The following is a 21878-nucleotide window of genomic DNA, read 5'->3' on the forward strand; positions in this document are numbered from 1 at the left end:
TTTTTGAAATAAAATTTTCACGTGCTTTTTTGTTTTAGTCTTGTCCAATTTTCATAAATGATTCAATTTGTTTACATTTTTTTTCTTTCATTTTTCCTAGCGTTAGCTCCCCAAAAGAAAAACACTCTCTCTGTAGAAGAGTATTTTTCCAAAGCTGAGGTAAGGGATTTAAAAAAACTTGTCAACTTTTTTCAGTCTCAATTTTGTGGAGATTTTGGTGGTTTCGAGGATTGTATGAATATGAGAAACCTTGAATTGTTCAATAATGGATATTTGCCAATTATTGAAAATATTGATTTCGAAAAACAGGAGAAGTTATATTCTAAATTGAAATCAGGTTTGTTTCATGAAATATGGAAATTCTGTGAATCAAGATCTAGCACAGAAAAAGGAGGGGTGGTAATCTGCCTTAATTCAGATGGAAAGTATTTGAAATTTATAAAAGATCTTTCTGTCCAAAACACTGACTTGAAAGAGTATTACATGGATTTAATTTCTTCTGGGGGTTTTGAATCAATGGGAATCCTTCAAAACAGAATATTATCAAATCCTGAATTTTATGATTTAAGTGATTTTAATATTCAGGTGTTAATTACTGTTCATTTTCTTTCCATAAATGATTTTAAAAAGAGATGGGGAGAGCGAGAAGATACCCAAATGGGCAGATTCCCACCTCCCTTGACTAATTAACTGTCAGCTTGTTTTAAAAATCGCTTGAGTTTGGTTGCCTCTTTTTTTACTTCACAATGGCTTGATAAACCATCTGCCTCATCTTATTCGAATAGAAGTTGCTGTACTGATTGTACTGGGTCATAAGGAATGAAACCATATTCTCTTTAGGGTCAATGAAAAAGTAGGTGCAATATGCCCCACTCCAGAAATATTGACCCTCAGAACCAATAATATCTGCTTCGGCAATATCAACCAATATTCCAAAACCCAAACCGAATCCATATCCCGGGTCATAGTCCAATCCTTCAATATGATTTCGAGTCATCAAATCAATCGTCTTGGGGCTTAAGAATTGTTTTCCATTCCAACTACCTCCATTCAAAAGCATTCTGGCAAAAATGGAATAGTCTTGAGCGGTTGAAAATAAGCCATGCGTTCCTCCGAATACTGTATTTCCACTCGTCGTTGGTTGATTGGGCATTTTGATTAGTTCGCCACTTTCTGAGTGTCCATGAAGAGATACGAGTCTCCTTGCCTGCTCTTCAGTTAAATTATACCCAGTGTCCTTCATTCCTAGTGGATCTAAAATCTTTTCCTGCAGATATTGATCATATGGCATATTTGAAAAAACTTCAACTAAGCGCACGGCAATATCAGGTGAAGCCGAATAGTACCATTGTTCTCCCGGCTGACCTAAAAGAGGGATGCTAGCCAAGGATTTGACCCTGGATTCTATATTTTTTTGTGGCTGCAGATAAAGCGCATTTCTTACATCTTCTTCCTGCTTGCTTGCACCCAATCCATGGGAAAAGCCAGCCGTGTGGCTCAGCACTTGAGCTATCGTTATTTTTTCTTTTGCAGGATCGGTTTCTCCGTCTTTTCCATCCTCTAGGTTTTTCAATACCCTTAGATTTTTAAATTCAGGAAGGTATTGCTCTACGGGATCCGAAAGGAAAAATTTTCCTTCTTCATAAAGCATCATCAAAGCGACCGTGGCAATAGGTTTGGTCATAGACTGGATAAAGAATATCTGGTCATTTTGCATCGCTTTTCCAGTTTCGATGTCACTTGATCCAAAGGATTTCTCATAAGCCTTTTCGCCATCCTTATAAATCAAGACAACTGCACCGGGGATTTTACCTTCCGAAATTTCAGAATTCAAAAACTCATCGTACCGGGCTAGTCTGTCCTCGGAAATTTTGTTTTGGGCCAATGAGCTTATTGAAAAGCTCAAAATCATCAACAGGGATAGGTAAAGGTTCTTTTTCATGGTTATGTGTTTTGGATCTTTGCTATTTCGTAATCTTTTCATTTTGAATTGAGGACGTCTAGAACGATGACATAAAGTTCAATTTTGGGAACTTCGGACTTCAGTCATCGGTCATCCAACCTCTAAATCAAAGAGGGATTTGATTGTTGTTTAATGAAAGATAAAAAGGTAATTATTAATGTCTAATAACTCTTCCGTCTTCCATTTCAATGATTCGGTCGGTGCCGGCGGCAAACTCAGGATCATGGGTTACAATCAACATGGTCTGTTTAAATTCTTGTGCCAGCTCTTTGAATTTATTGAAAACGATATCTGAATTCTTCTTGTCCAAATTGCCTGTCGGTTCATCTCCCATGATTACCAAAGGATCATTGATCAATGCTCTGGCGATGGCTACTCTTTGTTTTTGACCTCCGGATAGCTGATTGGCTTTTTTGAGTGCATGCTCCTCCATCTCAAAGATTTTGAGCTTTTCCATGGCTCGGTGCTCCAACTCATCTCTGGAGACTTTTCCTAATTTTAAGCCGGGTATCATGATGTTTTCCAAGACAGAAAACTCATTCAGCAAATAGTGAAATTGAAAGACAAAGCCGATTTTTTGGTTCCTGATTTTCGCTAAATAATCATGAGATTTTCCAGAGATCAACTCGTCATCCAAATGCAATTTTCCCTGGTAATCCGTATCCATTGTGGAAAGGATATAGAGTAAAGTAGATTTACCACAGCCTGATTTTCCAACCACCGAAACAAACTCGCCCCGATTGATATTGAAGGAAACCTGCTTGAGGACTTGGTTTTTATTGGGACTGAAGAAAAACTTGTCGATTCCTTCAGCTCGTAAGACTGACTTTTCTTTTTCGCTCATTTTCCTCTGATAATGTCTACGGGGTCCACGCCACTGGCTTTTCTTGCAGGGAAAAAACCTGCGAAATAGGTGGTGATTAAGCTGAATGATCCACCAATCAGGTAATACTTCGGATTGTAGTCGATTGGGAAGGTTTTGATCGTCGGCAGGGCTTCTGTTTCAAATGGGATTTGGTCGATGCCTAAGCAGGTCAAAAACCCTAAAATCAAGCCGATTCCCCCTCCAATGACTCCTATACTCAAGGCGATGGTAATGAAAATTCGATTGACATCTGTGCTGTTGAAACCGATGGCTTTGAGGATAGCGATGGTATCCAGTTTTTCATAAATCATCATGTTTAGGATATTGTAAATCCCAAAGCCAGAAACTACCAACAGGGTGATCCCAACAGCATAACTGATCAGCGTTCGGATATTGGTTCCAGTTTCAAATTGAGCATTGACAGTTTGGATATCATCCGCATCGATTTCGAATATCTGCTCCAATTCCCTAGCCATAGGAGGGGCCTGATCCAAATCGTAAAGTTTAACTTGGATGTCTGTAATGTAGGAGGGCGACTCTCCCAGTAATTTTTGTGTGGTGGTGATGGAGGCAAAACTATTGGCATTGTCAAAATCTCCGAGTCCTGATTGATAATAACCCACTACTTTTAGTTGAACTTGATTTCCTTGAGCTGTAGTCACCTGGATCACATCTCCAATATCAGCCAACATTCTATCAGCTAGGCCTTTGCCCAAAAGGATGGTATTTGTTTGGTTGAGGTCTTCGTAATTTCCAGAAGTAACATAATCGGTAAAAGCGAAAAGTTGAGCTTCTTTTTCTACATCTATCCCATTGACAACTCCAGTTAGGTCGATTGTGCCTACGTTGAAAAAAACCTGAGATGAAATCTTGGGACTGACTCCTAAAACCCTTGAATCAGATTCCAGGGTTTGAATGATTTTTTCAGCATTATGTATTGCCAATCGGCTTGTGCTGGGTTTGATGGATCGTATGAAATTCAAAGAATTAGAAAAGTCCGGACTTTCATCCACCGGTTGGTTTGGGTTGGGTTTGATTTCATTGTAAAAACGGATATGAGGAGTTCTGTTCAAAACCAATCCATCCAGCATGGCATTGAGCCCATTCATAAATCCCAACAAAGCCACAAACATCGTGATACTAAACATGACACCCACAGCTGCAACTCCCGTCTGCTTAAGTCTTGCAAACATCAATGCTTTGGATAATTCAATGATCAGGGACCATTTCATGGGTTTGGCTTTTTGAGAATTGTGGAGGCAGATATGCCGCTTTCAATTTCAGCAAACTGATAATTTTTGATTCCCACTGAAACCTGAATAGTATCCTCATCTTCAGTGATTACAAATTGATCTTTGAAGAGGTAATTTCTGGGAATGACCAAAGCTTGATCTTTTATGGCGGTTATGATATTAGCCTCCAAAGTCAAGTTGGGATAAAGGGTCGTGGGTGCTTGGGTGAATTTTGCTTCAACCTTGAACGTTTTGGATCGATTGTCCATCAATGGATAAATCTTGGTGATTTCTCCTTCAAAAGATTCACCTTTATAACTATCCATGGAGATGACTGCCTTTTGACCCAATTCTATTTTGGAGATATCATATTCATCCACTTGAAGCTCCAAAAGATACTCATCGTTACTTCCCAAAACTGCTACTACAGTCTGTGGCCCAACCATTTCTCCTTTTTCTTTAGGAAGTGCATAGACTTTGCCATCGATTTTGCTTTTCAGGACATAGTCACTTTCCAAGGCTTTGCTAATCGCTAAATTATTGGAGGCACTTTTGGAATTGTATTCAATTTCTCTTTTCAAATCATCGTATCGGATTTGAGCAGATTCATATGCTGTCAATGAGTTTTCATAGTTCAGTTTTTTCTGATCAAGCTCCACTTGAGTCCCTACATTTTGATCCCAAAGGTGCTTTTGCTTTGCATACAAAAGAGAATCATTGTTCATCTTGCTACGGGCGAAATCAATAGACAGCTGTAGGTCTCTAAGCTTGGATTGATTTTGTTGATAATCTGCAAATGTTTTTGCCAGTTCAGCATTTTCTCGACTCAATTTTTCTCGTTCGCTGTAGATGGCCAAAATGGGATCACCTTCTTTGACCAAATCCCCTTCCTGGACAAAAACTTCCTGAATAGGACCGGATCCCATGGGATAAGCGTCATATTGATTGATAGTTTTGACGATGCCGGAAGCATAAACGGATTCTGTGATGGCCTTTGTTTCTGGGCTGATGGTTTCTTCTTCAGAACCAGAACAGGAAAAAAAATATACACTCGCCAAAATTAGGATTGATCCTATTGATCTTTTCATCGATTGCTGGGTTGTCTACTGCAAAAGAAAATCACATCATGAAGAGATTCTATGATATTCCTCAACTTACTAAAAAAAATCCCAATGCAATGAATCTCCCGAGAAGAAAGATCAATTAGGGTCTACATCGATTATCCAACGAACGGATCTGAATTCAGGAGTGGCTTGAAGGTTTTCCAAAATCTGATTGAGTTGGGTTTTGAACTCTGCCTGAGTATTACTTGACCTATCCAATTTGATCATACTTTCGAATTGGTATTGGTTTTTGATTCTTCCAATCAGAGCCTTTTCTGGCCCTAAAACAATCTTTTTGACTGGAATATGTGCCATCTCCCGATGTAGTGCCAAAGCTGCCTTTTCTGTGATTTTAAAGTCTGTATGGCGGGTAGTAATCTTTACCAATTTGACGTAAGGAGGATAGTAAAAGCTTTTCCTTTCCATCATTTCATGGCGGAAATATTCGTAATAATCACCCTTGATTACTTTTTCAAAAACCTCATTGTCGGGATTTCGGGATTGGATGATTACTTGGCCTTTTTCTGACCTTCTTCCAGCTCTACCTGCTACTTGGGTGATTTGTTGGAAAGCCCGTTCGCCAGCTCTGAAGTCTGGGAAATTCAAAATTCGGTCTCCGTCCCAAATGCCAACAACTGTCACTCTTCCAAAATCCAATCCTTTGGTGATCATTTGAGTCCCTACCAAAATATCGATTTGGCCTGCCCCAAACTCATCCAGAATTCGCTGGTAGCCATATTTGTTTCTGGTTGTGTCCAGGTCCATTCTTCCCAATCTTGCTTCAGGGAAAAGTAGGCTCAAAGACTCTTCAATCCGCTCAGTTCCCATGCCCATGGTCGTGAGTTGTGTGCTGCCACATGCAGGGCAGGAGCTGGGTACCTTTTCCTTATAGCCACAGTAATGACAGCGCAATTCCTCCGCAAATTGATGGTAAGTCAAGCTCACATCACATTGGATGCATTGGCCTGTCCAGCCACAATCTTCGCATTGGATATAAGGTGAATAGCCACGTCGGTTTTGGAAGATCAGGACCTGCTCATTTTTGTCCAAAGCATCTTGGATTTTCTCCCTCATGAGCCGGGTTGAATCTAGCTTTAACAGGTTCTTTTTCCGATCTGCACTCAAATTCGCGAGATGATACTCAGGTAAACTAGCATCTCCGTACCGGTGAGTCAGTTGAACATAGCCATACTTGTCCTGAGTAGCATTGAAATAGGATTCAAAGGAAGGAGTGGCTGAGCCCAAGATGGTCTTAGCTTGATGGAAATAGGAAAGCATTATAGCTGAATCTCGGGCCTGAAAGCGTGGAGCAGGATCAAATTGTTTGAAACTTGCCTCATGCTCCTCATCTACGATAATCAATCCCAAACTATCAAATGGAAGGAAAATTGATGACCTCACTCCAACAACAAAGGAGAATCTTCCGCTCAAAACTCCATTCCAAACTTCGACTCTTTCATTGTCAGAATACTTAGAATGATAAACACCCATCTGGGAACCAAACACCTGTTGGAGTCTGCTGACAATCTGGGTAGTCAAAGCAATTTCTGGTAGCAAAAGCAAGACTTGAGAGCCGCTTTCCAGCGTTTCTCGGATCAATTGGATATAGATCTCAGTCTTTCCACTTCCTGTTACTCCATGAAGCAGGACAGTCTGTTTCTCCTTAAAATGCTGCTTGATTTCAGTCAAAGCCTGGTTTTGGGACTCAGAAAGAACCGCAGGTTCTTTTTCTGGTTCCGCTTCCTCAATTCGATTGACAACTAGCTTGAAAGACTCAAATACCCCATTTTTAATCAGGGTTTTAAGTGAGCTTTCCGAATCGCCTTCTTCCATTAATGAGGACTTAGCAATCCCTTTTTCGTTAAGTTTTAAATTCTGGAAGATTGGGATATCCCGAAGAAATTTTAGAAGAATGGATTCTTGTTTGGTTTTTCCGGCAAGGCTTTCAAAAACTGCCTCCAAAGCTTTTTTGTCAGCTGCAATTTCAGGAACTATCCGAATTCTGGTCTCGACTTTTGGGCTGTATTTTTCCTGAACTTTTTCAAAAATCAAGACCGCTTCTTTGGCAACCAGACTTTTCAGAATGGGGTGAATTGTTTTGATGCCGAGGATTTTTTCGCAGTCTTCGTAGCTCAATTCAGATTGATTTTCCAGTGCATCCAAAATCATATCTTCCCGAGCATCCATAGGATAGCTGCTGTTTTCTCGATCGAAATTGGGATTTGCCTGGATTTTGGATTCACTGCTGAGGCGAAGGCCAGATGGAATCGCCGCATGCATGACTTCACCGATATGGCAACAATAGTAGTTGGCCATCCAAACCCAAAATCGAATTTGAATTGGATTGACGGTCGGTTGATCATCGAGAACCTCCAAAATCGGCTTGGCATCATAAGCCTGTGGAGGTTTGTTGTGAACCTTTCCAATGATTCCTGTAAGTACCTTTTTTCTACCAAATTGCACAATTACCCGGGCTCCGATTTGAATTTGGGGAGCTAGAGCAATTGGGATTTTGTAGGTAAACATCCGGGGAATGGGAACCGGCAAAATGATGTCCGCAAAGTTTTTTCCGGACTCCTGTTTTCCATATTCCTCGTCTCCAAAAAGGTTTTGCACAGAATCAGTTTAAATAGGGTAATTGGCTAATGGCCTCTTTGACCGTGCCGACAGGTTTTTGACAGGCATGATCAAAGCAAACATAAATTAAGGCATTTCCATTTTGATCTGCATGCTTTCCAGCCAAAAGTGGGGCAGTTTCTGTCATTTCTTCAGACCAAGCCACTACCAAGTTGGAAGGATGACTTTTTAATATGTCCAAAGCCAACTCTTCTGCTCCTTTTCCAACAATCGCTATTTCAGCAGTTGGGACAATGTTTTCTAGAAGTAAAGTAGCCCAATTGCTTAGGAACCCAGGATCTTTTAAGATCAAATCTTTCATTCCGCTGATCATCTTTTTCGAAATAGACTCATAGTTCTCCTCATAAGTCAATAATGCCAAATGGTGGAGATTTCTGGCCATCACAGAATTGGAGGCGGGAATCACATTGTCAAAAAGCTCCTTTTTGTTGGCGATCAACTTCTCTGCGTCTGGATTATTGAAAAAGAAAAATCCATCAGCCTCATCGTAGAAATGATCAAGACAAAAATCAGTCAGTGACTTAGCCAATTTCAGATAGTTTTCTTTACCACTTGTCTGATATGCCATCAAAGAAGCTTTAATGACTGCGGCATAATCTTCTAAAAAGGCGGGAGTGTAAGCTTGATTGTTTTTATAGGATCTGAACAGCACTCCATTTAGGATCATTTTTTCTTGAATGAAGTCAAGGTTATCCAATGCCAGGTGAAGGATGGATTTGTCTTGAGTTGAGATAAAAGCTTGAATCAAACCAGCACTCATCCAGCCATTCCATCCGGCTAAGATCTTATCGTCTTTCCCAGGGAATATTCGCTGATTTCTGATTTTAAGAAGTTTTGCTTTGATTGGATTTAGTCTTTCAAGGAGCTCTGCTTCACTCATTTTAAATTCCAAAGCGACTTCTTCATAAGATTGGGTTTGAAAAAGAATATTCACTGCTTCTTCCCAATTGCCGTGGATTTTTAGATTGTACAATTTGCTGAACCAAGGCATTTCATCTCCGACTATGTCTTGAAGCTCAGAATATCTCCAGGTATAGAATTTCCCTTCGATTCCTTCGCTATCTGCATCTTGGGCGGCCTCAAAAGCTCCTTCGGGAGATAGCATTTCTGCTTTGAGCCATCCGATGGTTTCGGTGATTTTTTCCAAAAAAAGTGGATCCTGACTGCTTTGAAATGCTTTGGAATAGAGCTCGAGCAACTGTCCGTTGTCATAGAGCATCTTTTCAAAGTGAGGAGCAAACCATTCTCCATCTACGGAGTAGCGAGCAAACCCACCTCTAAGTTGATCGTATATTCCACCCATGCCGATTTTCTTCAACGTGAAATAGGCTGAATTAAGCAAGTCCTGATTTTTTGAAGTAAAGCCATAATCCAAGACGAAATTCCAAATGGCTGGCATGGGGAACTTGGGAATGCGATTCATTCCGCCCCATTCTTTGTCAAATTGAGAGCTAAGTTTGGTGCTGATTTCAATCAAGTCATCCGGATCAAAATCGGGTTCTCCTACCTGTATTCCATATTTTTCAATTTCCGAGCGATTCAGATTGTGACCAAAACCTTCAGCGCTCTCTGCCAATTGATCATGATGCTTTTCAAAGGCATTTGCAATGTTTGCTAGTAAACCTTTCCATTGATCATTTTTGAAATAAGTGCCTCCGTAAAATGGTTTTTGATTAGGCATCAAGAATACATTCAAAGGCCAGCCACCTTGTAAGCCCATAGCCTGAACCGCATCCATGTAGATATTGTCCAAGTCGGGCCTTTCTTCCCGATCGATCTTAATGCAGACAAAATGATCATTCATCAAGTCTGCGGTAATTTCATCCTCAAAGCTTTCCCTCTCCATGACATGACACCAATGGCAGGCAGAGTAGCCTATCGAAACCAAAATCGGCTTGTTTTCAATTTCAGCTTTTCTGAGAGCTTCGGGCCCCCAAGGAAACCAGTCTACAGGATTATGTGCATGCTGTAGAAGGTAAGGACTTTGGGAATTGATTAGGCGGTTCATAGAAATTTTAAAATTAGAAAATTGAAAAATTGATTCTAAATCAAATCCCCCTTGGAAAGGGGGCAGGGGGGATTGATTTTAATCTTTTAAAGACTCAATCTCTTTTGAAAAATCAAATTCTCCATCCAATCGTTCCAGTTTAGCCAATAAGTTTTGTTGAAATTTTCGATGGGAATCCGATTCTGGATTAAGCGGTCGATGCGCTAATTCAAGCTGGATTTTCGCGATTTCTGACACTTTTTGCTCAGTTTCTGCATCGAAAATAGCCTTTTTCCACTTTTTCCAAATGTAATTTTCTGCTTCCTGAGTAGGGTGAATTAGGTCAGATTTATAGAATCTGTAATCCCGTAATTCATCCATCATAATTTCATAAGCAGGAAAATAGCTTACAAAATCGAATTGCTTTTCTAGATTCCCGCAAAGGACTCTTAAAAGGCTCTTGCTGAGTTGGTTTTCGGAAATGCCATCTTTGATATGCCTCACCGGGCTAACTGTCAAGATGATTTTAAGTTGAGGGAATGCCCTGGAAATGTTTCCAAATACATGAGTCAGATGGTTCTGCATTTCCTGCAGTGAGGCAAGCCTTTTATCGAAAAGCTTTTGAGCTTGCTTGTGACAATTGGCAACTCTTCCGTACTCAGGAAGTTCATATATCCAGGAGGTTCCAAAAGTCAAAATCAAATGACTTCCTTTCTCTAAATACTCTTTTGTTTGTTGAATTTGAGATGAATATTTCTGGCTAAGGTCTTCTTTGCTCTTCCCTTTTAGATCAGAATGAACTCCATAATGAAAAAAGAGTCCATCTCTTTCCAGGATTCCTTCCTGATCCAATTCGTCTTGGAAAATGGCATGATCCAAGAGATCTCCCAAAATCAAAGGATGGAAAATGGTGCCGAAAGGATTTACCAAAGTGTCAAATTTGAGGTTTTGCATTTTCCCTCCGATCACATCAGCAAAGCAAGAACCCATGCTGAGGATTTTGCTCTGATAGGAAATCTTATTGGGTAGAGGAGAAATCGGGAAATCCAGAAACCATTGCATAATGTGAATTTAAGGGATTGTGGAGGCTCAAATCGAAATTTCTATTTAGTTTTTGAAAAAAAGTGAGAGGCTAGTGTGATTTTTTGCTTTTCCTTCAGACTAATATGTCAAAAGCTAATTCATGAAGCGAGAGGACGAATTTATTCAACTCATTCAGGAAAATCAGGGACTGATCTACAAAATCGCGACTATTTATACCCGTGATCGAGAAGAGCAGGAGGATTTGTGTCAGGAAATAGTCTACCAGACATGGAAGTCTTTTGACCAATTCAAAAAAGCCTCCAAGCCAAGTACCTGGCTTTATAGAGTGGGGATGAATACTGCAATAACCAATCTAAATCGATCCAAAAAACAGGTGACTGCAGTGCCTATGGAAGGTTTGGAATTGAACCTGATGGATGAAGTTGATTCTCAGAAAGAAGAGCAAATCAAGCTAATGTATTCAGAAATCAGAAAGCTGGGTTTGCTGGATCGTGGTATTGTCTTTCTCTATTTGGAAGGAAAAAACCATGAAGAGATAGCTGAAATCGTCGGAATTAGTGTCAGCAATGTGGGAACTCGTCTTTCTCGCATTAAGGAAAAGCTTAGAAAAGGAGTTCAAACCTATTAATTCAACAAGATCATGGAACTCGAAGAAATGAAATCCATTTGGGGAGAACTCAGTGGTAAAGTCGAAAGTCAAGAAAAAATCAAAAAAGAAGAACTCATGAAAATGACGAGAAAAAAATACCAGAATAGCCTTGGGAAGATATATTTCCCAGAAATCCTGGGCAGTATCATTTCCTTTATCTATGCGGGGTATTTTATCACACAATTTGGGAATTTGCAGCTTCCAATCAATCAAGCATTCGCTGCCTTCAATACCTTGATAATGATTATTTTGCCGACAATCAGTTTGGTTACTTTGTATCGCATGAATAGTCTGGATATTGTGAGTCAAAGCCCTTTGGAAGTGCTTCAAAAATTCAAAAAGAACAAAGTTTTTTACAGGAATTTTCAAAAAGTGGCGCTTATGCTTTCAGGCTTGTTTGCAATCACTGTTTTGCCTCCGCTGGCGGAATTATTAGGGAAAGCTGACATGGTTTCCAATACTAAGTTTTGGATTGTTTATGTGCCAATTGGTTTGATATGCGTGTATATTTTTGGAAGTTGGGCTTTTAGAAAATATGATAGAGCATTAGAAAAGGCACAAGAACTTTTAGAAGGAATTGAATAGAAAAAGAGGCTGTCTCATAATTGATTTTTGTCACATTGAGCGTCCCGACAGCCGTACGGGATCGAAATGTTGCTTAACTTGCTTCATTAGGCCTTCGACTCCGCTCAGTCTGACAAATTTTAGACTTTTGAGACAGCCTCTTTTTAAATGCTTTGCCAAAGTTTGAGCACTTGGGTGTCACCAAGTCCATAGATAGGAAGTCTTCGGTGAAATTCCCTGAAAACCGGACCGAAATTCTCGGTTTGAAGCTCTTGATGGATTTTTTTCAATTCTTCCTTTGGAAGACCTTCAGAGTTTTCATTTGGGATCATCTCTTTCCAAGCTTTGATTGCAGGAATCAAAAAGGAGAATATTTCTTCAAAATTTGAAGCTGATTGGAGAGCTTCTTCTGGATCTGAGTTTTGAAATGACTTCCACAAACTTTGAAAAAGCTCAAGGTCTTCTGAATTTAATTCAACCGCATTTTCCCATTGGGAAATCAAGTTTTCATTGCTTAGATGTGCAAAAGAATAGGGGGAATTGCTACCTGGCATCACCAAGAAAGCAGATTGGATTGAAGGAGGTAAAAGAGTGCAGGCTTTCCAAAAATTCACTTGGCAAAAGAGGTCTTCCTCAAACCAAAAGTGGACTTTCGAATCTTCAGGAATCTCCGAGATTTTGAGGATTTCAGCTTTGGAATAGGAATCATAGTTTGCTTCTTGAAATTCTGCTTCGATGAATTTCCTTCTTTGGTTCCAAAAATCATCTTCCGAATCTGACTTAACAGGTCCATCTACTAAACATTCCCTGAAAATGATTTTTTCACCAGAAATTTCTTTTGGAAATTGCTGGGAAAGAGAGTCTCCATTTAGGATGTGAAAATTCATTTCGTCGGATATTTATCTTTCATGTATTGATAAGCTGTTCTGATTAATTCTCTGAGCACTGTCTCGTCTACATCGGATAATTTATTGATGTAAACACAAGATGCCCCAGTCTTATATTTTCCCAATTTTGCAAATAGCTCATCAAAACTGGTTTCCATACAGCCCAATAGATACAGAGAAATTGCAGATTTCCTTGGGGCAAATCCTGTGATCAAAAAATCACCTTCGCGTCCAGATTCATATTTGTAATGATACTGACCAAAACCAATGATTGAAGGTCCCCACATGATGGCCTTTTCGCCTGTTTCTTCTTCCATGATTTGCTTGATGCGAAAAGCATCTTCCCGCTTTTTAGGAGATTCAGTTTGATTGATGAAATCATCAACAGATGCATCGGTTGGTTGGGTTTTGTTTTCAGCCATTTTTATTCTTGATATAGTTCAATGGGTAAATCGTCGGGGTCAGAGAAAAATGTAAATTTTCTTCCGGTAAATTCATCAATTCGGATGTTTTCTACATCGATACCCAAGCTAAGTAATTGCTTCACACTTTCCTCGATATCTGTCACTCCAAAAGCCAAATGCCTTAGCCCGCAAGCCTCAGGTCTAGAGACTCTTGCAGGTGGGTTTGGAAAGGAAAATAGCTCAATTAAGTAATTCCCACCCAGTGATAGATCTAATTTATACGAATCCCGTTCTTTTCGGTAGATTTCCTGAGTGATTTCCAAGCCTAGGATTTCTGTATAAAACCTCTTTGAGCGTTCATAATCTGAACAAATAATCGCAATATGATGGAGTGAGTTAAGCTTGAGCATTTTTAATCCATCAAGTGCTTTTTAAGGAAGTCAGCAGTTGCTTGATCTACCCGAATCATATTTTCCCACTTCATCCAATGATGTGTGTCCCCCGGAATCAAAATAGATTCATATGGCTTGCCCATTTCATCAAATCTTCGAATCAAATCAGTAGTCTGGCTGACTGCAACATTTCTATCATCGTCTGCATGAATGAAAAGAACAGGTGATGTCCAGGTTTTTAAATCAGGCATTGGAGATGATTTCCAGGCAATTTCTTTGGCTTTTTCATAATCAGGAGCTACTTCAAAACCTTCAGGACTGTCATATCTTTTATCCATATCATGAACCCCATGAATATCAACTCCCACTTTGAAAAGCTTTGAATCTCGTGCCAGAGCCAATGAAGTCAAATAGCCACCATAACTTCCTCCGTAGATCCCGATTTTCTCTGAATTGACCTGAGGGAGAGATGCTAAAAACTCTCCTCCAGCTTTGATGTCTTGGTACTCAACTGCTCCCTGATAATAGCCGTAAGCTGGTCGATGGAATTCATATCCGTAGCCAATTCCCAAACGATAATTAACGGAAAGGACCACAAAGCCCAATTCCGCCAAATACTGGTTGATGGAATAGGTGTTGGAATAATAATCCATATAACTCCAGCCCAAAAGCATCTGCCTTTGAGGCCCGCCATGAACAAAAACCACTGCGGGCTTATTGGCTGGTCCACCTTCTTTTTCGAAAAGTTGTCCATAAACCGTGGTGCCATCCGGAGCCTTGAAACTGACTTGCTTTGGAGTGACTAATAGTTTTTGAGGGAAATCAGATGGGATGATCTCTTCCTGTAATAGTTTGGTTCCTTTTGAGTTTTGGATAGTTACCAAATGAGATCTTTGAGCGTCGGCAGAGAAATAAGCAATTGTCCCTTCATTTCCGATTGCTACTGGATATGCCTCGATTCCGGTTCCTGAAGTTTCCCAAGAAAGCTTCTTGTTTGCTAAATCAATGCTTCTAATATGTCTTCTATCCAAGTCTTCTTTGCTTGCTCCTGTATTGGCTGAGAAAAGGACTTTTTTCTTATCGGAACTTAATTTGATCTGCTCGACCATGTAATCACCAGGTGTCAGTAGCTTTGTTTCAGAATTTTCCAAATTCAAAGAATATAGATGTTGCCAGCCATCCTGATAGGATTCGAAAATCAACTCCTTTTCATTGGGGTAGGAGAAAAAGAAATAGCGGTAAGAGCCTCTCAGCGTTTCTGGAGATTTCCATAGCTTTTTACCTTCACCTGAAGCAATATCGGCAATCCAGATTTCCCATGGAACATGTCTTGGTTCCAAAAGTGGGAAAGCTTCTCCTAGACCACCTTGGGTTTTGATAAAAGCGATTTTGGTTCCGTCTGGAGACCATTTGGGTTGGGAATATCTGTGAAATGAAGGCGCAATCCAATGGATCGGAGTCTCTTGATTTTCATAGATTCCCAATAATTGATGACCTCCTCTGCTTACTGTGAATGCCAGTTTTTTACCATCTGGAGAAAACTCCAGTGAATTAACATTTCCCTTTATCTGAAAAAGTTGGGAAGGTTTGTCTATCCCTTTCAAATCCGCTGACCACACTTGCCCACCCTTGAGATACAAAAGCTGATTTTGAGGTCCAAGTGTAAAATCATCCCCCTCTAAAATAGGAGTCGGATGAGGATCGTCGATTGCTATTTTCCAAATTTCCACTTTGGGAAGAGTGGGTAGGTTTTGGGCATTGACTGTTGAGGAAGCATTTCCTCCTCCATGGTCTCCGCCTCTTACAAAAACCAACCAGTTTCCATCTGCTGTAAATTGCAGACTGCTGATTTCCTGTCCGTCATCCTCATTGAATTGAGTCATTTTGACTGGTTTGAAATCTGGTCCTTTGGCGAGGTAAATATTTCGTTTTCCTTGCTCATTCATAGCCCAGGCAATCTTTTTACCAGTGGGGGAGCTAGTTAGTTCTGAGGGGAAAGAGAATTTTCCCACTTCTGCCATGGTGAATCTTTGGGCAATGGAAGCCATGGAGAAGAATAGGAGGAATAGGAGTAGGGAGCTGAGCTTTTTCATCAATTAATAGCTGTCATGGATTTGATAAAGTGCCTGTTGTAATTCGGTTTTCAATTCGCTGGAAGGAATTGCATAATTGTTGAATATGCAGGAAAAGTGGAGGATTTTACCTGATTTGGTGATCAGATATCCGCTGAGAGCATTGGTCATGCTGAGAGTGCCTGTTTTGGCATAGATATAGGGTTCTTGGCCTTCATCTGCTGGATACCAACTTCGGATTGTCCCAGATTCTCCGCCTGCTGGAAAGTATGCTTTGATTTTTTCCAAAGGAACTTCGGCTCTGATCTTGCCCAATAGTGCAATGATGGATCGCGGCGTAAACATGTTTCTGGAGGATAATCCCGAACCATCATACCAAATAGGTTCATCAGGCAGGTCTTTTAACAAGTTTTCTTTAGCGTATGCGATCGCATCTCTAGTGCTGAGCTTATTGTTCAGTTGATCCGACACCAAAAGCATCAATTGCTCTGCTAGGAAATTGTCAGAGATTTTCATCATTTGAGCATAAATGCTATCTGCAGGAGCAGTTTGGAGCTTTTTGGGATCCAATTCCAAATAACTGGAGTTTTTGATCAAGTTGATTTCTTTGCCACTTTCTTCAGAAAGAAACTGAGCGGTCAATTCTGCAGAAGTGATAAAAGGAATGTCTGTTTCAAACTCTTTTGTATAAGCTTCGGTAGGGATTTGGAAAGTAAATTCGTTTTTGAGGTGATCTCTACGAAATCTATATCCATTCCAGTTTTCGGTAGCTTTTCCCTCCAGCTTCGAAATGAATTTATCCGGAATTACACTGAACTTACTTTCTCCATCTTCTTGCTTAAAGCGAACCACATTTCCATAAATCGGCATGGATGATCTTTCGGTTGCATAGTAGGCATTGTACCAATCCCAGGACCAACCGGGGCCAAATGCATCCACTTGATCAAAGGTGTCGACCATAAATAGCTTCTTGTCGGATTTTTTCAGAAACTCGATCACCACATCATTTTTTAAGTCAGGATGAAGTAGACTTGGGTCGCCTGTTCCCCAGAAAATCAATGAATCTCCTCTCTCTAGGTAGTTCAGACCGTTTACCAACTCGTCGCCCAAAACGGTATAGGATGTGTAAAAAGTGAAAAGTTTGGTATTGGAAGCAGGGATGAAATATTTGTCCGAATTGATATCGACCAAAACTTTGTCTTTATCTGGATCCAAAAGCATAAAACCCAAATGTCCCTTATCAAAAACATCGGATTTGGTGAAGCTTTTATTAATTTTTTGAACGGTACAGGAACTAGCCAAAACCGCGAGGGCGAGTAAAAGTCTTTTCATACTGTTAAAATAAAAAAGTCTCCTGCATTTGCGCAGGAGACTTATATGATTGTTGAAATTTATTGGTCCCACCAGATTCTATCCAGAAGGGTAACAGAAGGAACATTGCTTCCATTTCTGCTGACTTCACTGTCTGGGTATGCCAATCTTCTGATGAATTGATTGTTCAAGTCAGGATTCAAATTCGCAGGTAAGTCCATGCCTTTGTATCCATAGTCAAATCTTCTTGCATCATTCCAGGTTTCTGGGTGTAAGAAAAGAGCAATCCATTTCTCTTTCATGATTTCTTCAAGTGTCAAAGATCCAGCGCCGACACTAACACTTGGTTCGGTTAGATAGGCAGTCTTATCTTCATCAGATACTCCCAACATATCCATGTGAGCCTCTATCCCAGCTAAATAAGCTGCATAAGCTCTGTCTTTATCGGTATCCAAAGCGGCTTCAGCTTCGATAAACTTCAATTCCGCATATGTTGCAATCATCAATGGGGAAAGTGTAGAAGTGTAATATTGACCAGGAATCAATGTAGAACGAGCTCCTTGCTCTGGGGCATCTCCACGACCAGCACCATTGACAGTTCCAATGAATTCACCATCATCAGTTGTACCTATCATCAAAGGTAACCTAGGGTCGACTGTCGGGTAGGTTGTGCCATCCAAGGCCTGAACAAACTGTTCAGATATCCATCCTCCCAAAAGCAAATTCTCATTGTTGATTGCCACTTGAGCCCAAGGGTTAAATCTCTGCTCAAAGAAAATGACTTTTGCATCATCGTCATTGGAAGCGAAACCGGCATCTACAGCAGATAAAACCTCCGCAGCGCTATAGCCTGAAGATCCTTTTGTATGGAGTAAGAATCTTGCCTTTAATGCATTTCCGAATTTGATCCAGGCATCTACATCACCTCCATAGATGAAATCATCCGCTCCCATAGAAATGGCAGTGCTTCCCTGAAGGTTTGCAATTCCTTCATCTAGCATTGTTAGGATGCGAGAATAAAGTTCTTCATCATTGTCATATGCAGGCGTAACAGTCTCGAAGTTGAAACTTTGAGAGAATGGAACATCTCCAAAAAAGTCTACAGTCATTCCTAAGTTTAGCGCCATTAAGATTTGAGCTGAGCCTTTATAATGACTTGCATCTTGTTCTTCGCTTTTCTTGATAATCACATCCAAGTCGGTCATGACATTGTAAAGGCTGAACCAAGTGCTGCTAAAGTTTAGCGGATCCATCGTGTCTGATGAACTACTTGGATTTGGTGAAGCCAAGTATTGGACATAGTTGCTGATGGCACTTCCTCCTCTATAAACGTTCAGGGAGGTTTCGTAGGTGCTATTGGTTAGCAATCCGGTAATCGGAGCATCCTCTGGATTGTTAGGGTTTTCATTGACATCCAAAAAAGAGTCACATGCGGAAGTCATCAGGATGACTGAAGCTCCCATTATTGCCGTTAATTTATTTCTATATTTCATAGTTTTCGTGCTTTAAGGTTTACAGTCCCAAGTTCAAAGTGAAGAATACGCTTTGTACGCCTGGGAAGCCCAGACCGGTAAATCCTACTGCATTTCCACCAGCACCGGCAGAGAATGATTCAGGATCAAATCCATCCCAAGGAGTGTAAAGGATGATATTGTTGGCAGCAACAGAAAGTCTTGCAGTACGGAATGGAGTTCTTTCCAAAACATTAGGCTGAAGGCTGTATGCCAAGGTTACATTTCTCAACTTGATGTAGCTCGCGTCTTTTACAAAGTTTTCAGAAGCACCTCTGTAATAGTTTCTCCAATATCCAGCTCCATAATCTACACCATCAGGTCCTTCACCTTGACCTAGCCAAACTTCTTTAGTGTTTTCAGAACCATCCGCTAAAAGACCCGGGAAAACCACAATGTCGTTTCTTCTCTCAGAATCTTTTTGCTTTCCGAAGGCAGCTAAGAAGTTTCCAAACTGATCGTATTGCTGCAAACCAGCTCTGAAATCAACTAGGAATGAAAATTCAAATCCTTTGTATGAGAACTCATTTCTCAATCCTCCAAAGAATTTTGGAACAGCATTTCCCAGGATCAATTGACTGCCAGTTCTAACAGGAAATCCATTTGATCCGATAAGGACAGGTAGATCACGGTCCAATTCAGTAGCGCCCTCAGCAGCTCCAGGTCTTATATAGCTGGATCCGTAGATGTTTCCATATGCCTCACCTTCTTTTAAAATCATTGTAACAGTAGCTCCTGCGTAACCATACTGAGAACCGACTACTATTTGATCGATGCCTTCACGGATCGCTTTGATTTCATTTTTGTTAGTGGTCAAGTTAGCTGTCACATCCCAACGGAAATCTCCACTTTCTACTGGAGTACCACCTAATACAATCTCCCAACCTCTGTTTTCAATCTCACCTGCATTGGTGATATAGGATGAAAATCCTGTTGCATCAGAAATCGGAACTGGGATAATTTGATCCACAGCATTGGACTTATAATATGTCACATCCAAATTCGCTTTGTTGTTGAAGAAAGCTAGTTGTGTACCGAATTCAATTGAAGTTGTCAATTCAGGCTTCAATTCTGGGTCTCCAAAAGTTGAGTTTCTTGAGAAACCCACTTGTCCATTCAGAGGGAAAACGCTTGGGGAAACGAAAGTAGCTCCCAAAATGTGCGGATTGGTATCTTTGCCTACTTGTGCCCATGAAGCTCTTAACTTACCAAATGTCACCCATGAAGGAAGGTCGAAGTTTTCACTAAATACATAGCCCAAGTTTACAGAAGGGTAGAAAAATGAGTTGTTGGACTTAGGAAGGGTGGAGGAGATGTCATTTCTTCCAGTGACATTCAAAAACAGGAAGTTTTTGTAATCAACCATCAAATCTCCATAGAAACCAACTAGTCTTCTGATGCTTTTACCTTGACTTGCAAAAACTTGGGTGGTGTTATTTACATTATAAAACCCAGGAATTACAAAGTTGCTTCCTGAAAGGGAAACTCTGTCATATTTTCTTTCAAACACATCATTACCAAGTCTTAGGCTTGTATTCCAATCATCATTCCATTGCTTTTTTAAAGACACATAGAAGTTGGAAGTTAGGTCTCGGGAAACAATTCTAGTTTCTTCAATATAACCAGTGGAGCTAAGGGCAACCTCACCGTCTATACCTTTCGGGCCAGGAGTGATTTCTTCTCTTGAATCAGTGTAGTTGTCTATACCAACTCTGTAGGACAATGTCATCCAATCGGTAGGACTGTAATTGAAATTCATGTTTCCAATCACACGGTTGACATCATCTTTGTAGGTAGCGAATCGTGCATCGTAAATCGGGTTTGTGTTACCGTAAGTCTTCATAGTACCATCTGGATTGATATAGTCTCTTACATCAGTGGTTTCAGACCAGTACATCATTCTTTCTAAGAATCTATCATGAGGAACACGATTACCACCTGAGTTGGTGTAGTTCATTGATCCAGAGAAATTGAATTTCTCACTGACTTTGACAGTCCCGGAAAATTTAGCACTTGTTCTATCCCAAGTAGAGAAAGGGATAATTCCCTTTTGATCTAATCTACCCAATGAAGCATAAAAGGTAGCGGATTCGTTACCTCCTGATACACTTAGTGAGTTATCAACCTGGAGTCCTGTATCAAAAGCTCTATTCCAGTTGTCCTGGTAGACGTAGTTCGGATCGTTTTCATCAGCAATATTTGCTCCCCAAGACGGCCAAAAGCTAGAGTCATCTCTTGAGCCACTAAAACCTTGTCCATATTTGTCTTGCAGTTCAGGCAATTTTACCAAATTGTCCAAGCCAACTGAAGAGTTGAAATTCACTCTGACCTGGCCAGCTTTTCCTTTTTTAGTGGTGATAATTACAGCGCCGTTTGCTGCTCGTACTCCGTAAAGTGCAGTGGCTGCAGCACCTTTTAAGACAGACATTGACTCGATATCATTTGGATTGATATCTGCAATTCTGTTTGACATCCCTCTAGGTGTTCCTGATGCTTCGACTGTTGAATTGTCAACCGGTACACCATCTACAACAAATAGTGGCTGGTTGTCAGCAGATGGATCCAGAGAGTTAATCCCTCTGATAATGATTCTTGCAGATTGACCAGGGGCACCGCCAGAATTGGTCACCTGAACACCCGCAACTTGTCCTTGCAATGCATTGACGACGTTAGGCTGGCGCGTTTTGGTGATTTCGTTTGCATCAATGCTTTGAGCAGCATATCCCAAAGCCTTTTTCTCCTGGGAAATACCAAAGGCTGTAACAATGAATTCATCCAACTCGGATTCCTCGACACTCATCGTTACGTTCAATTGGCTTGAAGACCCAACTGTAACTTCTTTGGTTTGATACCCAATGAAGGAAAAAACCAAGACCGATTCCGATCCCGGTACTGAAATGGAATAATTCCCGTCAATGTCAGATACGGAACCCGTAGATGTTCCTTTGACGAGAATACTTACTCCGGGTAAGGCAGAGCCATCCTCGGATGCGGTGACTTTTCCAGAAATGGTTTGTTGGGCAAATAATGGGACACTTGCCAAAAAACCAACCAAGAAAAGCATCGCTGATTTGTAGCAGTTTTTCATGTGAATTGAGTTTATAAATTTTATAATTGGTTTATCAATCTGGTTTGCATGTTTTTACAGTTTTTGAAATGAAAAATTCAATCCCAAAAAACAAATACAGCATAAAGTTGCTAGCTAAATTGCTGAATCTTAATGATTGGTTACTAGCTCGTTTGGTCAAAAAAAAGCC

The 21878-nt window shown here is 40.4% G+C and carries 17 protein-coding genes; 3 read left to right on the forward strand and 14 right to left on the reverse strand.

Annotated features, from left to right (window positions below):
* The first annotated feature begins 57 nt into the window (after positions 1–57).
* The gene (locus BUF13_RS16670) at positions 58–690 is read left to right on the forward strand and encodes a hypothetical protein (protein ID WP_073572958.1); all 633 of its coding nucleotides are present in this window, start codon (positions 58–60) and stop codon (positions 688–690) included.
* A gap of 46 nt (positions 691–736) precedes the next feature.
* Here BUF13_RS16670 and BUF13_RS16675 read toward each other — a convergent pair whose 3' ends face one another.
* The 7 genes from BUF13_RS16675 to BUF13_RS16705 all read right to left on the reverse strand — a co-directional run bounded on the left by BUF13_RS16675 (position 737) and on the right by BUF13_RS16705 (position 10849).
* A complete protein-coding gene (locus BUF13_RS16675) occupies positions 737–1942 on the reverse strand; it encodes a serine hydrolase domain-containing protein (RefSeq protein WP_073573158.1) in 1206 nt (401 codons plus the stop codon).
* A gap of 175 nt (positions 1943–2117) precedes the next feature.
* On the reverse strand, positions 2118–2807 hold the full coding sequence (locus BUF13_RS16680) for an ABC transporter ATP-binding protein (RefSeq protein WP_073572959.1): 690 nt from the start codon (positions 2805–2807) through the stop codon (positions 2118–2120).
* On the reverse strand, positions 2804–4060 hold the full coding sequence (locus tag BUF13_RS16685; RefSeq protein ID WP_073572960.1) for an ABC transporter permease: 1257 nt from the start codon (positions 4058–4060) through the stop codon (positions 2804–2806). The genes BUF13_RS16680 and BUF13_RS16685 overlap by 4 nt, the downstream gene beginning before the upstream one ends.
* Positions 4057–5148 carry an efflux RND transporter periplasmic adaptor subunit gene (locus BUF13_RS16690; RefSeq protein ID WP_073572961.1) on the reverse strand — a complete coding sequence of 364 codons (1092 nt, stop codon included), beginning with the start codon at positions 5146–5148 and terminating at the stop codon, positions 4057–4059. The genes BUF13_RS16685 and BUF13_RS16690 overlap by 4 nt, the downstream gene beginning before the upstream one ends.
* Positions 5149–5259: 111 nt before the next feature.
* The gene (gene priA / locus BUF13_RS16695; RefSeq protein WP_073572962.1) at positions 5260–7779 is read right to left on the reverse strand and encodes a replication restart helicase PriA; all 2520 of its coding nucleotides are present in this window, start codon (positions 7777–7779) and stop codon (positions 5260–5262) included.
* Between the two features lie 4 nt (positions 7780–7783).
* Positions 7784–9808 carry a thioredoxin domain-containing protein gene (locus tag BUF13_RS16700; protein ID WP_073572963.1) on the reverse strand — a complete coding sequence of 675 codons (2025 nt, stop codon included), beginning with the start codon at positions 9806–9808 and terminating at the stop codon, positions 7784–7786.
* Between the two features lie 78 nt (positions 9809–9886).
* Positions 9887–10849 (reverse strand): GSCFA domain-containing protein, encoded by a 963-nt coding sequence (locus tag BUF13_RS16705; protein WP_073572964.1) that lies wholly within the window; start codon positions 10847–10849, stop codon positions 9887–9889.
* A 121-nt stretch (positions 10850–10970) separates the two neighbouring features.
* On the opposite strand from BUF13_RS16705, the gene BUF13_RS16710 reads away from it, so the two are divergent.
* Together BUF13_RS16710 and BUF13_RS16715 are read left to right on the forward strand one after the other, a co-directional pair.
* Positions 10971–11459, forward strand: a complete 489-nt coding sequence (locus BUF13_RS16710; RefSeq protein ID WP_073572965.1) for an RNA polymerase sigma factor — start codon at positions 10971–10973, stop codon at positions 11457–11459.
* 12 nt (positions 11460–11471) lie between these two features.
* Positions 11472–12065, forward strand: a complete 594-nt coding sequence (locus BUF13_RS16715) for a hypothetical protein (protein ID WP_073572966.1) — start codon at positions 11472–11474, stop codon at positions 12063–12065.
* 143 nt (positions 12066–12208) lie between these two features.
* Here the strand turns inward: BUF13_RS16715 and BUF13_RS16720 are convergent, their stop codons facing one another.
* The 7 genes from BUF13_RS16720 to BUF13_RS16750 are packed head-to-tail and all read right to left on the reverse strand — an operon-like array spanning position 12209 to position 21709.
* Positions 12209–12931, reverse strand: coding sequence for a DUF1835 domain-containing protein (locus BUF13_RS16720; protein ID WP_073572967.1), 723 nt, complete (start codon positions 12929–12931; stop codon positions 12209–12211).
* Positions 12928–13353 (reverse strand): DUF1801 domain-containing protein, encoded by a 426-nt coding sequence (locus BUF13_RS16725; protein WP_073572968.1) that lies wholly within the window; start codon positions 13351–13353, stop codon positions 12928–12930. The genes BUF13_RS16720 and BUF13_RS16725 overlap by 4 nt, the downstream gene beginning before the upstream one ends.
* A 2-nt stretch (positions 13354–13355) precedes the next feature.
* Positions 13356–13745: an SMU1112c/YaeR family gloxylase I-like metalloprotein gene (gloA2, locus tag BUF13_RS16730; RefSeq protein ID WP_073572969.1), complete on the reverse strand. Its 390-nt coding sequence runs from the start codon at positions 13743–13745 to the stop codon at positions 13356–13358.
* A 2-nt stretch (positions 13746–13747) separates the two neighbouring features.
* Positions 13748–15820 carry a S9 family peptidase gene (locus tag BUF13_RS16735; RefSeq protein ID WP_073572970.1) on the reverse strand — a complete coding sequence of 691 codons (2073 nt, stop codon included), beginning with the start codon at positions 15818–15820 and terminating at the stop codon, positions 13748–13750.
* 3 nt (positions 15821–15823) lie between these two features.
* Entirely contained in the window at positions 15824–17131 is a 1308-nt protein-coding gene (locus BUF13_RS16740; protein WP_073572971.1) for a D-alanyl-D-alanine carboxypeptidase, read from the reverse strand.
* A gap of 59 nt (positions 17132–17190) precedes the next feature.
* Positions 17191–18603: a SusD/RagB family nutrient-binding outer membrane lipoprotein gene (locus tag BUF13_RS16745; protein ID WP_073572972.1), complete on the reverse strand. Its 1413-nt coding sequence runs from the start codon at positions 18601–18603 to the stop codon at positions 17191–17193.
* A 19-nt stretch (positions 18604–18622) separates the two neighbouring features.
* A complete protein-coding gene (locus BUF13_RS16750; RefSeq protein ID WP_073572973.1) occupies positions 18623–21709 on the reverse strand; it encodes a SusC/RagA family TonB-linked outer membrane protein in 3087 nt (1028 codons plus the stop codon).
* Positions 21710–21878: the final 169 nt, after the last annotated feature.

Origin of the sequence: Algoriphagus zhangzhouensis (assembly GCF_900148515.1) — a bacterium.
Lineage (GTDB): Bacteria > Bacteroidota > Bacteroidia > Cytophagales > Cyclobacteriaceae > Algoriphagus > Algoriphagus zhangzhouensis.

What these genes read in the sequence shown, in the direction of transcription:
- BUF13_RS16670 (WP_073572958.1), top strand. Translation starts at nt 58, where the DNA reads ATGATTCAATTTGTTTACATTTTTTTTCTTTCATTTTTCCTAGCGTTA.
- BUF13_RS16675 (WP_073573158.1), bottom strand. Translation starts at nt 1,942, where the DNA reads ATGAAAAAGAACCTTTACCTATCCCTGTTGATGATTTTGAGCTTTTCA.
- BUF13_RS16680 (WP_073572959.1), bottom strand. Translation starts at nt 2,807, where the DNA reads ATGAGCGAAAAAGAAAAGTCAGTCTTACGAGCTGAAGGAATCGACAAG.
- BUF13_RS16685 (WP_073572960.1), bottom strand. Translation starts at nt 4,060, where the DNA reads ATGAAATGGTCCCTGATCATTGAATTATCCAAAGCATTGATGTTTGCA.
- BUF13_RS16690 (WP_073572961.1), bottom strand. Translation starts at nt 5,148, where the DNA reads ATGAAAAGATCAATAGGATCAATCCTAATTTTGGCGAGTGTATATTTT.
- BUF13_RS16700 (WP_073572963.1), bottom strand. Translation starts at nt 9,808, where the DNA reads ATGAACCGCCTAATCAATTCCCAAAGTCCTTACCTTCTACAGCATGCA.
- BUF13_RS16705 (WP_073572964.1), bottom strand. Translation starts at nt 10,849, where the DNA reads ATGCAATGGTTTCTGGATTTCCCGATTTCTCCTCTACCCAATAAGATT.
- BUF13_RS16710 (WP_073572965.1), top strand. Translation starts at nt 10,971, where the DNA reads ATGAAGCGAGAGGACGAATTTATTCAACTCATTCAGGAAAATCAGGGA.
- BUF13_RS16715 (WP_073572966.1), top strand. Translation starts at nt 11,472, where the DNA reads ATGGAACTCGAAGAAATGAAATCCATTTGGGGAGAACTCAGTGGTAAA.
- BUF13_RS16720 (WP_073572967.1), bottom strand. Translation starts at nt 12,931, where the DNA reads ATGAATTTTCACATCCTAAATGGAGACTCTCTTTCCCAGCAATTTCCA.
- BUF13_RS16725 (WP_073572968.1), bottom strand. Translation starts at nt 13,353, where the DNA reads ATGGCTGAAAACAAAACCCAACCAACCGATGCATCTGTTGATGATTTC.
- gloA2 (WP_073572969.1), bottom strand. Translation starts at nt 13,745, where the DNA reads ATGCTCAAGCTTAACTCACTCCATCATATTGCGATTATTTGTTCAGAT.
- BUF13_RS16735 (WP_073572970.1), bottom strand. Translation starts at nt 15,820, where the DNA reads ATGAAAAAGCTCAGCTCCCTACTCCTATTCCTCCTATTCTTCTCCATG.
- BUF13_RS16740 (WP_073572971.1), bottom strand. Translation starts at nt 17,131, where the DNA reads ATGAAAAGACTTTTACTCGCCCTCGCGGTTTTGGCTAGTTCCTGTACC.
- BUF13_RS16745 (WP_073572972.1), bottom strand. Translation starts at nt 18,603, where the DNA reads ATGAAATATAGAAATAAATTAACGGCAATAATGGGAGCTTCAGTCATC.
- BUF13_RS16750 (WP_073572973.1), bottom strand. Translation starts at nt 21,709, where the DNA reads ATGAAAAACTGCTACAAATCAGCGATGCTTTTCTTGGTTGGTTTTTTG.